We start from the raw sequence: 13,563 nt of genomic DNA on the forward strand, positions 1-13,563 counted from the left end.
GGCTTCCGTTAGTTGAGCTGGGGGTGACGGGGCAAGGCGAAGTGGAAGGTGGCGCCGCGGTCGACCTCGCCCTCGGCCCAGACCCGCCCGTCATGGCGCTCGACGATGCGCCGGACGCTGGCAAGGCCGATGCCGGTGCCCTCGAATTCCTCCATCCGGTGCAGGCGCTGGAAGACGCCGAACAGCTTGTTGGCGTAGGTCATGTCGAAGCCCACGCCGTTGTCGCGGATGAAGACCTGGGTTTCCTCGGGCGTCTGGCGAGCGCCGATCTCGATCCGCGCCGGGTCGCGGTCGCGAGTGTACTTGATGGCATTGGCGATGAGGTTGCGCAGCGCAAGATTGATGAAGGCCGGGTCGCCGATCAGCTTGGGCAGCGCCTGCACCTCCCAGACGATGTTGCGGCCGGCATAGTCGGGCTGCATTTCGACGCGGATGGTTTCCACCAGCGCGTTGAGGTCCACCTCCGACAGGCGCAGCGCGGAGCGGCCCATCTGCGAGAAGGCGAGCAGGTTGTCCACCAGGGTGCCGGCAAAGCCCGCGGCATCCTCGATATGCTGAAGGAAGCGGCGGCCGCGTTCGGTCAGCGCCGCACCCTCGATCTCGCCCAGCAGCTCGGCGTAGCCGGCGATGTGCCGCAGTGGCGCGCGCAGGTCGTGGGAGACGCTGTAGGAGAAGGCTTCCAGTTCCTTGTTCGAACGGCGCAGTTCGCCCGCCAGTTGCGCCAGTTCCTCGGCCTTGCGCAACACGATACCGAGCACGGCGGTGCGCAGTTCCAGCACGGCGTCGACGATCAGCGGCTCCCAGGGCGCGGAGAAACCGCGCACTTCCTCCTGCCAGCGCTCGAAGCTGTGACGCGGGCTGAGCCTGCCCTGCGGGTCGAGGTCCTTTTTCGGACGGCCGGCCCAGTTCACCGTGCGCGCCTGCTCGGGGCGGAACCACAGCAGGTAATGCGAGTGGATCTGCGAGATGGCGACGGCGAGTACGCCGGCGGCGTGCTCGGTGAGTTCGGGCAGCTCCTCGATGTCGCGCTGGATGTTGTCGGTGTGGAACACCGTCCCGTCGCCGCGACTGGACAGCCAGTGCACCAGGGCGTTGACCTGCGCGGCAGGCGGGGTGTCGCCGATCAGTTCGCAATGCTCGGCGGAAATGATCGCCGCGCCTGTGGCGCCGGCGAAACCGAGCATCACTTCGGGCAGTTCCAGCAGGCCCTCGCTGATGCTGTCGTGGTCGGCCATGGCCGCGAGCATGCGCACGATGCGCTGGCGCAGGTCGAGTAACTGGCGGGTGCTGGCGTGGGACTCGCGGGATTCGATCTGCAGCGACAGCACGCTGCCCAGCAGCTCGCACGCGGTACGCGTCTGGAAGCCGACGGCGCGGGGTTCGCTGTGATGGCAGGAGATCAGGCCCCAGAGACGGCCGTCGACCACGATCGATAGCGACATGGACGCCAGCGTGCCCATGTTGCGCATGTATTGCAGGTGCACCGGCGACACGCTGCGCAGGGCGGCGAAACTCAAGTCCAGCGGTCGGCCGGTGTACGGATTGTCCGCCGGGACCAGCGGCGAGGGCTGGTAGTTGGCATCCTCGATCACCCGGATGCGATTGATCCGGTACAGCTCGCGGGCCTGGCGCGGGATATCCGAGGCGGGGAAGCACAGGCCCAGGTACTGCGGGTAGCCAGTATCGGCCGCCTCGGCGATGACCAGACCATTGCCCTCGGCGTCGAACCGATAGGCCTTGACCCGGCCGAAACCGGTGATGCGCTTGATCTCCCCGACCGAACGCTGCAGCAGCTCTTCGATGCTGTCGGCCGTATGCAGGCCGCTGACGAAGGCGCGCACCAACGGGTAGAAATCGACATTGGGAACACCCTCCGGACGCGGCCTGCGCGGCTCGAACTCGACGATCAGGACCTGATCGTAGCGATGCACCAGCACCGTGGTGCGCTCACCGGCCGATGGTCCCAGGCGCAGTCGCACATCGCCGATGTGGAAGGGAAAGATTTCCCCTTCGGGCAGCCGCTCCAGGTGCGCGCGCAGGTCGAAATCCTCGGCGATCAGGGCGGCGAAGTCGCGCCCGAGCAATTCGCGAGCGGCGAGGCCGAGCCAGCGCTGGGCGTTCTCGCTGGCCTGGAGGATGCGCAGGTCGGCTTCGTCCAGCACCAGCAGAAAGCCCTGAGGCTGGATGCTCCCCGGCAGCTGGATCGGTTCCTGGGCACAACGCTCGATGGCTTGGTCGAGGGCGGTGTCGGCGGCGGGCAAGTCGGGCACTCCGGTTGGGCCCGGCTCGCGAGCCGGGCGGGCAGAGAGAAATTTCTGACGACATCGTATGAAAGTACGTCAGTGTGGCTGTCTTGAGCGTTTTTGGCACTAGTGGCCGTGGGCCATTTTTCGTTCCGTTACGCTCTGGACCGCCTTTTTCGCGCCCGGTTCCCGTCAAGGTGCGGCCAGGAATGCCAGCAGGGTGGCTTCCTCGGCGCTCAGGTGCTTGCGCTTGCGGGCCTTGCGCAGGTTGACCAGCTCGCCGGCGAGGAACGCTTCGATCACCCGCGGATGCACATAGCATTTGCGGCAGATCGCCGGGGTGTTGCCCAGCTCGCTGGCGACCTGCCCGATGATCTCCTTGAGCTGGCGGCTGGCGCTCTTCTCGTCCTGCCAGGGCGCCTCGCGGCAGTACTCCAGCGCCAGGGTGCTGCCAGCCCAGGTGCGGTAGTCCTTGGCGGTGAAGCCTTCGCCGGCGTGCTCGCGCAGGTAGGCGTTGATGTCGCGCGAGTCGATCATGCGCCGCTGGCGTTCCTCGTCCAGGTACTGGAACAGCTGCTGGCCGGGGAGCTCCAGGCAGCGCCGGAGGATGCGCGCCAGGCGCGGGTGCTCGACGTCCACGCTGTGCTTCACGCCGCTCTTGCCGCGGAAGGCGAAGCGGATATGCGAGCCCTGCACCTCGACGTGGCGGGTGTCCAGGGTGGTGAGGCCGAAGGAGCGGTTCTGCTTGCGGTAGCGCTGGTTGCCGATGCGGATCAGGGTGCGGTCAAGCAGCTCGACCACGGTGGCCATGACCTTTTCCGCGCCAAGGCCCGGCAGCGCCAGATGCTGCTGGATCTGCGCACGCAGCGTCGGCAGGGCGGCGCCAAAGCGCAGCAGGCGTTCGTACTTCGCGCTGTCGCGCACTTCGGTCCAGCGTGGGTGGTAGCGGTACTGCTTGCGCCCGCGCACGTCGCGCCCGGTGGCCTGCAGGTGGCCCAGCGGGTCGAGGCAGATCCACACGTCGACGTAGGCCGGTGGGATCGCCAGGCGATTGATGCGCTCGATCTCCGACTCGACGCGGATGCGCTCGCCGCCCGGATCGAAATAGGCGAAGCGTCCGCGCAGAAGGCGCCGACTGATGCCCGGCAGGCTGTCATCGACGTAGTGCAGGTCGGGGGGCAGGTCCAGCAGCTCGGGCGGTGTGCTCATGCAGGGCTCCTCGGCGGCTCTTGCTGAAATGGATCACCGAAGGGCCTTTCGAGTGCCGTCTTTTTTGTCGCCTGCCGCCAGGTGCGCGCGTCCTCGGCTGCGATCGGTGCGGCGGCGTGGCCTCCGATTGCTCCGCGGCGGATAACGCTGGCGCTCTATGCGCCCCAGAGGTTCGCGCCAGACGTCACCTGCAGGAGCGAGCCATGCTTGCGACTCGCCGACAGGGCCGGCGCCTCGGAAGCATCGCCACGGTTCCCCGGGCGGGTTTCAGACCCCGCTCGGAGGATTCGCGGACACGGTCGGCTCCTGCAGGTCCGGGCGATCAGGCCACGACCGGGATCATCGGGTCGGCAGCCGCCAGGGCGATGGTGCGGTCGGCAGCCGGCGGGTAGATCCATACAGTGTTGATCTCGGTCTTGATCTTCTTGCCTTCCTCGCGCTGGAAGCGCACCTGGCGGTCCCAGCCTTCGGTGAACAGCGCGCCCCAGGCGCCGAGGTCCAGGCAGGTCACGTACTTGGGCTGGCTGTAGGGAATGGGCGCCACGCCCAGCAGGTCGGCGGCGGCGTTATTGCCGGCCGAGCGGCCCAGCGAGATGGCATGCTGGCAGGTCATCAGCGCGTAGTTGCCGGCATCATCCACCGCGGCGTACGCGACGTCGCCTGTGGCGAACACCGCGTCCTGGCCGATCACCTGGAGGTTGCGGTCCACGTGCAGGCGACCCTGGCGATCGCGCGCGGCGGGAACCTGCTCGGTCAGTGAGCTGGCGCGCACGCCCGCGGTCCAGACCACGGTCTTCGCGTCGATGCGCTCGCCGCTGGCGAGTGTCACACCGTTCTCGTCGATGGATTCCACCGAAGATTTCAGGCGCCATTCAACGCCCAGCTCGGCAGAGGCTTCGGCCACCACGGATTGCGAAGTGACGCCCAGTGCGCTGCCAATCTCGGCACCGCGATCGACCACGATGACCCGCACCTTGGCGTCCGCGCCCAGCACTTCCCGCAGGCGAGCCGGCATTTCGGTGGCGGTCTCGATACCGGTGAAGCCGCCGCCGGCAACGACCACGGTATTGCGCGCTGCGGATTCCGGTAGCTGGTGCAGCGAGCGAATGTGCGTCTCAAGGCGCACGGCCTGGTCGATGTCGTCCACGTCGAAGGCGTGCTCGATGCCCGGCAGGGCGGGGCGGGCGACCTTGCTGCCGCTGGCGAGGATCAGGCGGTCGAAACCCAGGGTGGCAATGTCGCCGCTGGCGTTGCGGTAGTCCAGTTGACGGCCATCGACGTCGATCTTCTCGGCGCTGCCCTGGATGAAGGTGACGCCCACGGCGGCGAACAGCTCGCCCAGCGGCGCGGCCATCTGGTGCACGTTAGGCTCGTAGAAGCGCGGGCGGATGCGCAGTTCGGCCTGGGGAGCGAGCACCGCGACTTCGACGTCGCCGCGCTGGTGCAGATCGAGCAGTCGCGTGGCGCTCAGGGCGCTCCACATGCCCGCGAAACCGGTGCCGACGATCAGGATGCGTTGTTTCATGGTGGTCTCCGACGAAAAGGATGAATCCAGGGAGTGGGTTTCCCGAGTGCCCGACATCGGAGCGCTTCGCTTCCCGGCTTGCCTCGGATAACTGCGACTATATTGGTCGTAGTTATCCGAGGCAAGCGGTTTCTGCATCAAACTCCGACCGCTGGTCACGACTGTGTTCCGTGAGAAGGCGCTGCTTCTGCTCATTGGCGAAACGCCGGGAAGTGCCGAGATGCCCGTGGCGTGGGTGACAGCTCGTCAGGATGCGTGCTTAAGTGCTTGCCGGGTGCCCGGTGTGGCTTGAAAATAGTGCGACTGAATTAGTCGGAGTTTGTAATGGCTTTGTACAGTGCGGGGGTGGAGTACGGCATTCACTGCCTGCTCTTTCTGACCGACGAGAAGGGCGACGGTCGCGACTCCAGCGTGCGTGCGCTGGCAGAGTTGCAGGGCGTGCCCCAGGAACTGCTCGCCAAGGTCTTCACCAAGCTGGCCAAGGCCGGGCTGGTGGCAGCCACCGAAGGCGTACGCGGCGGTTTCCGCCTGGCGCGGCCGGCGGACGAGATCACCGTGCTGGATATCGTCAAGGCCATCGACGGCGACAGGGTGATTTTCGAGTGCCGCGACATCCGTGGGCGCTGCGCGGTGTTCGAAGGCTCGCCGCCGGAGTGGGCAACCTGCGGCACCTGCTCGATCCATGCGGTGATGCTCACCGCGCAGAAACGCATGGAAGAAGCCCTGGCCCAGCACACCGTGCTCGATCTTGCACGCCGCGTCGGGCGCAAGGCGCCGCCGGAGTTCGGCGAAGCGCTGGTGCGCTGGATGGACGCCCAGCGTGACGGTCCCGGCTCCCTCAGCTAGCGCGCATCGCCGCCGCGCGGCTTGTAGAAGACGAACTCGTCGGTTTCCGTCGTGCGGATGTACTTTTTCGCCCAGGACGGCGAGGCGTGGCGGTCATGGAAGTACATGGCGCCGCGCGTGCGGTCGTTCAGTTGCTGGTTCAGCGCCCGGCGGGCGATTTCCTTGGCGATGTCGTAGCGGTTCTTTTCTTCCACCTGATCGGGGCGCCCATCGCACCACCAGGAGAACTGACAGTGCCTCTGCGCCTGGCCCTGCATGACCACGCCGCACACCGTGTCGGGGAAGCCACCGTGGCCCATGCGGTTGAGCACCACGTTGGCCACTGCCTCCATGTCCGCCTGGCCGCCGCCCTTCGCTTCCCAGTAGATGGTCCGCGACAGGCACGTGAGAGCGTCGTCCAGCGGCGCCTGGCCGGCCGGGTCCACTGCCTTGACCTCGGATTTTGTGATGGGCGCCGGGCTGGCCACGGCGTTGGCCGGGTGGGCGACCTGCTGCTCCAGCACTTCGGCCTTGTTCACCGCGGCCTGGGCTTTCTCGTCGGTTGAGGTGCCGATTGAGGCGGCGGGGAAAGAGGTCGTCCAGCAGGCGAACAGCAGCAACAGAAGCAATTGGCGGTGCATGGTCGAACCTACCTGCGCAGCGAAGCCTGTCCGGCCGTCGACAGCCTGCGTCAGGCCTTTGCGACGGCGCCCTTGAGGCCGCTCCCGAAGTGGGAAAAGCGAAGCGACTGCGCCTGCTGGATGTGACTGTACGCGGTGAGTTTTGATTCAACTTTCCAGCCAGGCGGTAACGCCTCTAAGCCCCGGATGCCGTGACCTGCAGCAGGTGGAGCTGAAAGAACTCGGTAACAGCCTGCAATACCGCCGGCTGCTGCTCGCGGTGTGGCACGTGGCCGCAATCGGGCAGCAGCCGGAGCATGGTCGGCACGCCGGGGACCGAGGTGAAACGCTCCGGGTGCGCCGCCGAGCCGTACTCGTCCTGTTCGCCATGCAGACTGAGGATCGGACACTTCACCTGTGCCAGCTCGGCGTCCAGGTTCCAGTCGCTGAAATCGTCGGACAGCCAGGTATCGACCCACGCACGCAGCACCCAGAAGGCTTTGTCGCCGTGGTATTTCTGCAAACGCTCCAGTTGGCCTTCGCGAGCGAACTCCACTTCGGCGGCGCGGATGCCATCGCGGGTCTGGTGTTCGACGAAGGCCTGGGCCGACTCGGTGACCAGCGCCACGCAGGTTTGCTGGTGCTGCGCCACGCAGGCCACGGCCATGGCGCCGCCGACGCTGTGGCCGAACACCACACAGCGCTCGAAGCCGAAGTGCTGTTGCAGCAGAGGGAAGAAGCTGCGCGCCTCGTCGTCGATGAAGTCCAGGGGCAGGGCGCCGGGATAGCGATCGGAACGGCCGAAACCGAGACGGTCGTAGGCGATGACCTGGCGCCGCGTGGTGCGCGCGAGCTGCTGCGGGAAGTCGCGCCACAAGGTCACGCAGCCCAGCGAGTCATGCAGCAGCAGGATTGGCTCGCCGGTGGTTGCGGCGGGCGTCCAGTCCTGGGCGAACAACTGGCCCTTTTCGCTGCTGATCCAGTGTTCCCGGGTGGTGACGGGCAACGACATGACACGCTCCTGTACTGACTCGCTGTGGGTTCGGTCATAGTATTCCCGGCAGGTGAGCGAGGCGATGTTCGGATGGGCTCATGCATAGTCCGATCGGGCCAGGAGGAAGTTTGGAACAGGTAGCGATACTGGCCTACGACGGCTGTTGGGCGATGGGGCTGTTCTCGGCCGCGGATTTCTTCCGCATTGCGGCTTTGCTGGAGAAGCACCTGGGAATGCAGCCGTCCTTCGCGGTGCGGGTGGTATCGGTCGATGGCGCGCCGGTGTCTGCAGCAGGCGGCCACGTCATTACACCGGCTGCTGCGCTGGAGGACGTCAGGGCGGCTTCTCTGATCGTCCTGCCGGCCATCGAAGGGCCGCGCCTGGCCGGCTTCGAAGCGGATGCGCGAGTGCTGGAGTGGTTGGGCCAGCACATCGACGCCGGCGCGCGGGTACTGGCATTGACCACGGGGGCCGCCTGGCTGGCAGCCAGTGGGCGCCTGGACGGCGGACTGCTGGCCACGCACTGGGCCTTCGTCCGGCAGTTGGGCAAGCGCTACCCGGCGTGCCGCTTCGTGGCGCGGGAGTCCTTCCTGCAGGAGAATGGGCTTTACAGCACCGGCTCGCTCAACGGCTGCTTCGACGCCTTGCTGGACATTCTCGCGCGCGACCGCGGTGATCGCTTCGCCCAGCTCTGCGCCACCCACCTGCTGGTTGCCGATCCGCACCGCCTGGGGCCGATCCTGCCGGGCCATCGCAACCATCGCGACGACACGGTACTGCGGGTACAGGACTGGATCGAGAGCCACCATGCCGAGCCCCTGACCATCGAGCGCATGGCGCGCCAGGCCGGTGTCAGCCAGCGGACCTTCAAGCGCCGCTTCAGCGAGGCGACGAAACTGCCGCCGAATCTCTATCTGCAGCAGGTACGCATCGACAAGGCGAAGAAGCTGCTGCTGGCGACCCAGCTGTCGGTACGCGAGATCGCCACCGGGGTCGGTTACGAGAACGTCAGTTTCTTCGTCCGCCTGTTCAAGGCGCGCGTCGGAACCACCCCGGCGCGCTGGCGCGAAGGCGCTTCCTGAGGGCCGCTAAGGAAACCTTAAGGCAGCTCGGGGATGATGACCACTCGCGGCCGGAGCTGTCCCGGACAGTGCTCACACCGGGTCCGGTCGCTTTTTTTGAATCACAGAGGAGTCCTGCCTTGGACACTTGCCCTGGTCGATTGCGACAGGCCTGAACAGCGAGCCGTCCGGCAGAACCCTGCCGCTGTCTCGCTGCGTTGCGGACAGTGGCGATACGCATCCCGCCAAGGGATGACGTCTCACCATTCCCCTGCGGGGCCAGCCTGGCCCTTCGCACTCTCGCAATCCATCCCCCGAATGCGCGCCGAGCTGCTCGGCGGCCACGGCGCCGCCGGCCAGCTGGAACGCATGGTCTGCCGCATCAGCCTGGAGAAGGGCGTCAGTTCGGTGCGCTGGCAGCTGTTCGAGCTGGCCAGCGATTGAGTCTGCCAACGCGGTAATTTCCCGGAAACCCATCCTACAAGGGCGTGTACTCAACCCTCGCGGGCAGTGCGGCAACCACAACGCGGCGCTGGCGCGCGCGCTTCCTCGGCCACCACGCCGCGCCACCAGCGTTCACCCTGATGGGGCGCCTCGATGTCGATGCGCTCGCCCATCATCGGCGTGGTGACGGTGAGCCCACGCTCGCCGGCGATCGCCAGCACGCGCTCGAAAGGTTCGTACCAGGCATGCATGGCCAGGTCGAAGGTGCCGTTGTGGATCGGCAGCAGCCAGCGGCCGTTCAGGTCCTGGTGCGCCTGGACGGTCTGTTGCGGGTGCATGTGCACGTAGGGCCAGTGTTCGTTGTAGGCGCCGGTTTCCAGCAGTGTCAGGTCGAAGTGGCCGAAGCGCCGGCCGATCTCGGCGAAGCCGTCGAAGTAGCCGGTGTCGCCACTGAAGAAGATGCGCAGGCTGTCATCCTCGATCACCCAGGAACACCACAGGGTGCGGTTGCCATCGCGCAAACCGCGGCCGGAGAAATGCTGCGCCGGGGTTGCGGTGAGGCACAGGCCGTCCACCGTAGTGCTCTGCCACCAGTCCAGCTGGCGGATCTTCTCCGCCGGTACGCCCCAATCCAGCAGGCGGTCGCCCACGCCCAGCGGAGTGAGGAAGACTTCCGCGCGCTCGGCCAGCACGGCGATGGTGGTGCGGTCGAGGTGGTCGTAGTGGTCGTGGGAGAGGATCACCCCGCGGATCGGCGGCAGGTCCCGCACGGCAATGGGCGGTGCGTGGAAGCGCTTGGGCCCGGCGAAGCTGAACGGCGAGGCGCGTTCGGAAAACACAGGGTCAGTCAGCCACCAGCCGCCGCGCAGCTTGAGCAGCAGGGTGGAGTGCCCGAGGCGGTACAGGCTGCGGTCGGGCACATGCTCCAGCTCGTTGCGGTTCAGCGCCCGCACGGGCACCGGGGCGCGCGGCACGGTGCTCTCAGGCTTGTTGAACAGCACATCCCAGAGCACCTTCGCGCTCGGTTCGGGCATATCGGCCGGGCGCGCCTTGAGATTGCGGAACCTCCCGGCGATGTAATGCGGCGAATGGCTGTAGTCGTCGATGGGCGCGCGTTGCAGTCGGAGGCGGGGCAAGAGACTGATCCTCAGTGGCGGAATGCGTCAGTCAGGCACGCTACAGGTTCCGCCGCCAGGGATCATTACCGGAATCTTGATTCAGAACATCACCGAAATCGATAGGGCCCTGCCGAGGCCTGGTCGACGAGAAACCGGCTCAGTCCAGCCTCGACAGGATGTCCCAGGCCAGCTTCACCCTCACCTCGTTGGGATAGTTGCGGTTGGCAAGGATGACGATGCCGCGCTGCTTCGACGGGACGAACGCCACGTAGGCGCCGAAGCCGCCAGTGGCACCGGTCTTGTTCACCCAGACCGCCTGCTGCGGTGGCGACGGTTTGCGCAGCGCCGTTACCGGCTGACTCTGCAGCACCATGTTGCTGCCATTGTACTGCTGCAGTTCGGCGAGCTTGGGCGGGTAGGCGTATTGCTCCCAGACCAGGTCCTGGGTCATCGGCCCGACCTGGTAGTAGCCGGTGCGCGTAGCGTCCACAGCCGAGCGCAGCTTGTCGCCAAGCTTCACCTCGCCCAGCTGGATCTGCACGAAGCGCAACAGGTCGCGGCTGCTGGACTTCACGCCGTAGGCCTCGTCGGCGATCTGGTCGGGGTTGACCCGTACGGGGGTATCGTCCTTGTCGTAGCCCTGGGCGTAGATGCCCTGGCGGGTCACCGGCACGTCGATGTGGGTGTTGCTCAGGCCCAGCGGCGCGAAGATGTTGCGCTGCATCGCGGTCTTGAACGGCACGTCGAGGGCGCGCGCGGTGGCGATTCCGAGCAGGCCGATGCTGGGGTTGGCGTAGGTGCGCTGGGTATCGGCGGGATACTGCGGCTGCCAGGTCCTGTAGTAGTCGGTGAGCTGCCGGGGCGTCTTCACCGGGTCGGGCAGTTGCAGCGGGAAGCCACCGGTGACGTGGGTGGCGAGCTGGATCAGTGTCACCTTGTCCAGGGCGCTGCCGTGCAGTTCCTTCAGGTAGCGCGTCGGGCTGTCTTGCAGCTTGAGCCTGCCGGCGGCCTGGGCGAAGCCGGCCAGGGTGGCGGTGAAGGTCTTGCTCACTGAGCCGATCTCGAACAGCGTGTCGCTGCTCACCGGCTGCTTGCTCTCCTTCGAGGCGACGCCGAAGTTGTAGAAACGTTGTTCGCCATGGTCGGTTACGCCGATGGCGAGGCCGGCGATGTTCTGTTCGCGCATGACCTGCTTGGCGAGCTTGTTCACCTTGGCGTCGAAGTCCGGCGGGGCGGCCTGGGCGAGGCCGGCGAAGAGAAGGGCGGTGAGGCTGGATGCGAGCGGTGCGGTCCGGTGCATGACGAATTCCTGGGCAGTCAATGGGCTGACCCTAGCATCGCTGCGCTCAGGTCTCCAGCCAGACCGGCAGCGCTACGCCTGGGCCTGCGCTGATGGTAGGATTCGCGCCCCATGCGAATCTCCGACCTCGACCAACGCCTCGCCGACCTTGGCGCGCTGCCCCTGCACCGCGGACGGATGCTGCGCGCCTGGCTGCAGGGCCGGTCGCTGGATGCCGGTACCAAACGGCAGGCCACCGAGGACTTTCTGCCGCTGAGCGTGCGCAACGCGGTAGCGCAGATCGCCGCCGAGCTGGATGCGCTGGCGACTCTCCATTCCCGTCATCCTGCGGGCGACCATTCCGAACGCCTGCTGGTGCGCCTGGCCGACGGGCAGATGGTGGAGAGTGTGCTCTTGCCACGCGGCGGCGTGTGCGTATCGACCCAGGTCGGTTGCGCAGTCGGCTGCCGCTTCTGCATGACCGGCAAGAGCGGCCTGCTGCGTCAGCTTTCCACCACCGAGATCGTTGCCCAGCTGGTGCTGGCGCGGCGCGTGCGGCCGGTGAAGAAGGTGGTGTTCATGGGCATGGGCGAGCCGGCGCACAACCTCGACAACGTGCTCGAGGCCATCGACCGCCTCGGCACCGACGGCGGCATCGGCCACAAGAACCTGGTGTTCTCCACCGTAGGCGATCCGCGCGTCTTCGAGCGCCTGCCGCTGCAGCGGATCAAGCCGGCCCTGGCGCTCTCGCTGCACACCAGCAATGCCGAGCTGCGCGAACACCTGCTGCCCCGCGCACCGAGGCTGACGCCGGAGGAACTGGTGGAGCAGGGCGAGGCCTATGCGCGCGCCACGGACTACCCGATCCAGTACCAGTGGACGTTACTCAAGGGCATCAATGACAGCCAGGAAGAGCTCGACGGCATCCTGCGCCTGCTCAAGGGCAAGTTCGGCGTGCTCAACCTGATTCCCTTCAACGCGCTGGAGGGCGACCAGTACCAACGCCCGGACGGCGAACGCATCGTCGAGATCGTCCGCTACCTGCACAGCCGTGGCGTGCTGACCAAGGTGCGCAACAGCGCCGGGCAGGAGGTCGAGGGCGGCTGCGGGCAGCTGCGGGCGCGGGCGACCGGGTTGATCGCCACGTCCGGTCGGCGGATTTCTCGTCCGGGCGAGTAATTCCCGCGTGCCTTTGCTGTTCGAGATCTTGCACGGGGCGAGCACCGGTTGTTAGCCTTCCCCATCTGAAAAAACCAGCAGGGCTGGGTATGGCGATCCGGGTTGTCGAAGCACAGGAAGTAGACCAGCAGCGCATAGCCATTCCTGGTTGGGAGCAGCAGTACACGCAGATGTCCGCCGGGCGGTTCGCCGGGCGCATCCTGCATGCGGAGGTCGAGGGCATCGAGCTCTACGAGGAGCAGATGAACCTGCGCGTGGAGCAGGAGTTCCACGCCCCGCCCGGTGCGCTGGTGTTCAGTTTCGACATGTCCGACAACGCCCTCTATCTGCTCGACGGGGACACCCGCAACGCCTGGGTCACGCCGGAGAACTACCGCGAGGTGGCGGTGGTGATCAAGGACGCGGCGAACTGGGGCCCGCCTGCCGATACCTTTGCCGGCCTGGTGCTGACGCCGCTGCGCTCGGGGCACTGCCAGTCGGTGGCGACCTCGCTGAGCAACCTGCTCACCGGCGCGACCAGGGGCGGCGATCCGACGGAGGCGCCGGGTGTGGCGCAGAGCATCGTCTCCCATTGTTTCTCGCTGCTCTGCGAGGCGCCGCTGGAAGAGGAGCGCCGCGCGCGCTCCATCGTCCAGGCCAAGCGCGTGGTGCAGCGGGTCAAGGAAGTGGTCAACGACTGCCCCGACGAGCAGTTCGGCATGGCCGAGCTGGCCGCCAAGGTGGGCGTCTCGCCGCGCACGCTGCAGCAGTCGTTCCTGCATTACGCCGGCATTCCGCCCATCGTCTGGCTGCGCAACCGCCGCCTGAATGCGGCGCGGCGCGACCTGCTGGCCGCCGCCGAGTCCGGCATGAGCGTGGCCGAGGTAGCGATGAAATGGTCGTTCTGGCACCTGGGGCGGTTTTCCCAGTCGTATTTCGCGCTGTTCGGCGAGTATCCGAAGACCACGGCGAAGCAGGGTGGGCGAGGCTGACGCCAGGCTTTGCGTTTCGCCTCTAACCCGCTCGATGCCGGCGTGTCGGCTGAAACATCGCGGACAAGGTCCGCTCCTACGAGCCCGAAAGCCCC

11 protein-coding genes and 1 pseudogene are annotated in these 13,563 nt (G+C 66.7%); 5 read left to right on the top strand and 7 right to left on the bottom strand.

The window, feature by feature from the left end:
- Positions 1–8: 8 nt before the first annotated feature.
- The 3 genes from C167_RS0108905 to C167_RS0108915 all read right to left on the bottom strand — a co-directional run bounded on the left by C167_RS0108905 (position 9) and on the right by C167_RS0108915 (position 4,977).
- Complete coding sequence (locus C167_RS0108905; RefSeq protein ID WP_017517924.1) at positions 9–2,261, bottom strand: ATP-binding protein; 2,253 nt, start codon at positions 2,259–2,261, stop codon at positions 9–11.
- Between the two features lie 174 nt (positions 2,262–2,435).
- Positions 2,436–3,452 (bottom strand): DNA topoisomerase IB, encoded by a 1,017-nt coding sequence (locus tag C167_RS0108910; RefSeq protein ID WP_017517925.1) that lies wholly within the window; start codon positions 3,450–3,452, stop codon positions 2,436–2,438.
- Between the two features lie 322 nt (positions 3,453–3,774).
- A complete protein-coding gene (locus tag C167_RS0108915; RefSeq protein ID WP_017517926.1) occupies positions 3,775–4,977 on the bottom strand; it encodes an NAD(P)/FAD-dependent oxidoreductase in 1,203 nt (400 codons plus the stop codon).
- A gap of 324 nt (positions 4,978–5,301) precedes the next feature.
- On the opposite strand from C167_RS0108915, the gene C167_RS0108920 reads away from it, so the two are divergent.
- Complete coding sequence (locus tag C167_RS0108920) at positions 5,302–5,823, top strand: RrF2 family transcriptional regulator (RefSeq protein ID WP_017517927.1); 522 nt, start codon at positions 5,302–5,304, stop codon at positions 5,821–5,823.
- Here C167_RS0108920 and C167_RS0108925 read toward each other — a convergent pair.
- Both C167_RS0108925 and C167_RS0108930 read right to left on the bottom strand, forming a co-directional pair.
- Positions 5,820–6,443 (bottom strand): cell wall hydrolase, encoded by a 624-nt coding sequence (locus tag C167_RS0108925; RefSeq protein ID WP_017517928.1) that lies wholly within the window; start codon positions 6,441–6,443, stop codon positions 5,820–5,822. The two genes, C167_RS0108920 and C167_RS0108925, sit on opposite strands and share 4 nt — an antisense overlap.
- Before the next feature lie 175 nt (positions 6,444–6,618).
- Positions 6,619–7,434 carry an alpha/beta fold hydrolase gene (locus tag C167_RS0108930; protein ID WP_017517929.1) on the bottom strand — a complete coding sequence of 272 codons (816 nt, stop codon included), beginning with the start codon at positions 7,432–7,434 and terminating at the stop codon, positions 6,619–6,621.
- 110 nt (positions 7,435–7,544) lie between these two features.
- On the opposite strand from C167_RS0108930, the gene C167_RS0108935 reads away from it, so the two are divergent.
- Together C167_RS0108935 and C167_RS34095 are read left to right on the top strand one after the other, a co-directional pair.
- The gene (locus C167_RS0108935) at positions 7,545–8,498 is read left to right on the top strand and encodes a GlxA family transcriptional regulator (protein ID WP_017517930.1); all 954 of its coding nucleotides are present in this window, start codon (positions 7,545–7,547) and stop codon (positions 8,496–8,498) included.
- A gap of 297 nt (positions 8,499–8,795) precedes the next feature.
- A pseudogene (locus tag C167_RS34095) lies at positions 8,796–8,921 on the top strand (MgtC/SapB family protein); the annotation flags it as partial.
- Positions 8,922–8,971: 50 nt separating this feature from the next.
- Here C167_RS34095 and C167_RS0108945 read toward each other — a convergent pair.
- A complete protein-coding gene (locus C167_RS0108945) occupies positions 8,972–10,057 on the bottom strand; it encodes an MBL fold metallo-hydrolase (RefSeq protein ID WP_017517932.1) in 1,086 nt (361 codons plus the stop codon).
- A 139-nt stretch (positions 10,058–10,196) separates the two neighbouring features.
- Positions 10,197–11,339 carry a class C beta-lactamase gene (gene ampC / locus C167_RS0108950; protein ID WP_017517933.1) on the bottom strand — a complete coding sequence of 381 codons (1,143 nt, stop codon included), beginning with the start codon at positions 11,337–11,339 and terminating at the stop codon, positions 10,197–10,199.
- Between the two features lie 111 nt (positions 11,340–11,450).
- Between ampC and C167_RS0108955 the strand changes: the two genes are divergently transcribed.
- On the top strand, positions 11,451–12,497 hold the full coding sequence (locus C167_RS0108955; protein WP_017517934.1) for an RNA methyltransferase: 1,047 nt from the start codon (positions 11,451–11,453) through the stop codon (positions 12,495–12,497).
- 89 nt (positions 12,498–12,586) lie between these two features.
- Positions 12,587–13,468 carry a helix-turn-helix domain-containing protein gene (locus tag C167_RS0108960; RefSeq protein WP_017517935.1) on the top strand — a complete coding sequence of 294 codons (882 nt, stop codon included), beginning with the start codon at positions 12,587–12,589 and terminating at the stop codon, positions 13,466–13,468.
- Positions 13,469–13,563 lie beyond the last annotated feature (95 nt).

Origin of the sequence: Pseudomonas nitroreducens TX1 (assembly GCF_000313755.1) — a bacterium.
Classification (GTDB): Bacteria; Pseudomonadota; Gammaproteobacteria; order Pseudomonadales; family Pseudomonadaceae; genus Pseudomonas; species Pseudomonas nitroreducens_A.

Excerpts from the sequence above, each read along its gene's own strand:
- C167_RS0108910 (WP_017517925.1), bottom strand. The coding sequence starts at position 3,452 with ATGAGCACACCGCCCGAGCTGCTGGACCTGCCCCCCGACCTGCACTAC.
- C167_RS0108915 (WP_017517926.1), bottom strand. The coding sequence starts at position 4,977 with ATGAAACAACGCATCCTGATCGTCGGCACCGGTTTCGCGGGCATGTGG.
- C167_RS0108920 (WP_017517927.1), top strand. The coding sequence starts at position 5,302 with ATGGCTTTGTACAGTGCGGGGGTGGAGTACGGCATTCACTGCCTGCTC.
- C167_RS0108925 (WP_017517928.1), bottom strand. The coding sequence starts at position 6,443 with ATGCACCGCCAATTGCTTCTGTTGCTGCTGTTCGCCTGCTGGACGACC.
- C167_RS0108930 (WP_017517929.1), bottom strand. The coding sequence starts at position 7,434 with ATGTCGTTGCCCGTCACCACCCGGGAACACTGGATCAGCAGCGAAAAG.
- ampC (WP_017517933.1), bottom strand. The coding sequence starts at position 11,339 with ATGCACCGGACCGCACCGCTCGCATCCAGCCTCACCGCCCTTCTCTTC.
- C167_RS0108955 (WP_017517934.1), top strand. The coding sequence starts at position 11,451 with ATGCGAATCTCCGACCTCGACCAACGCCTCGCCGACCTTGGCGCGCTG.
- C167_RS0108960 (WP_017517935.1), top strand. The coding sequence starts at position 12,587 with ATGGCGATCCGGGTTGTCGAAGCACAGGAAGTAGACCAGCAGCGCATA.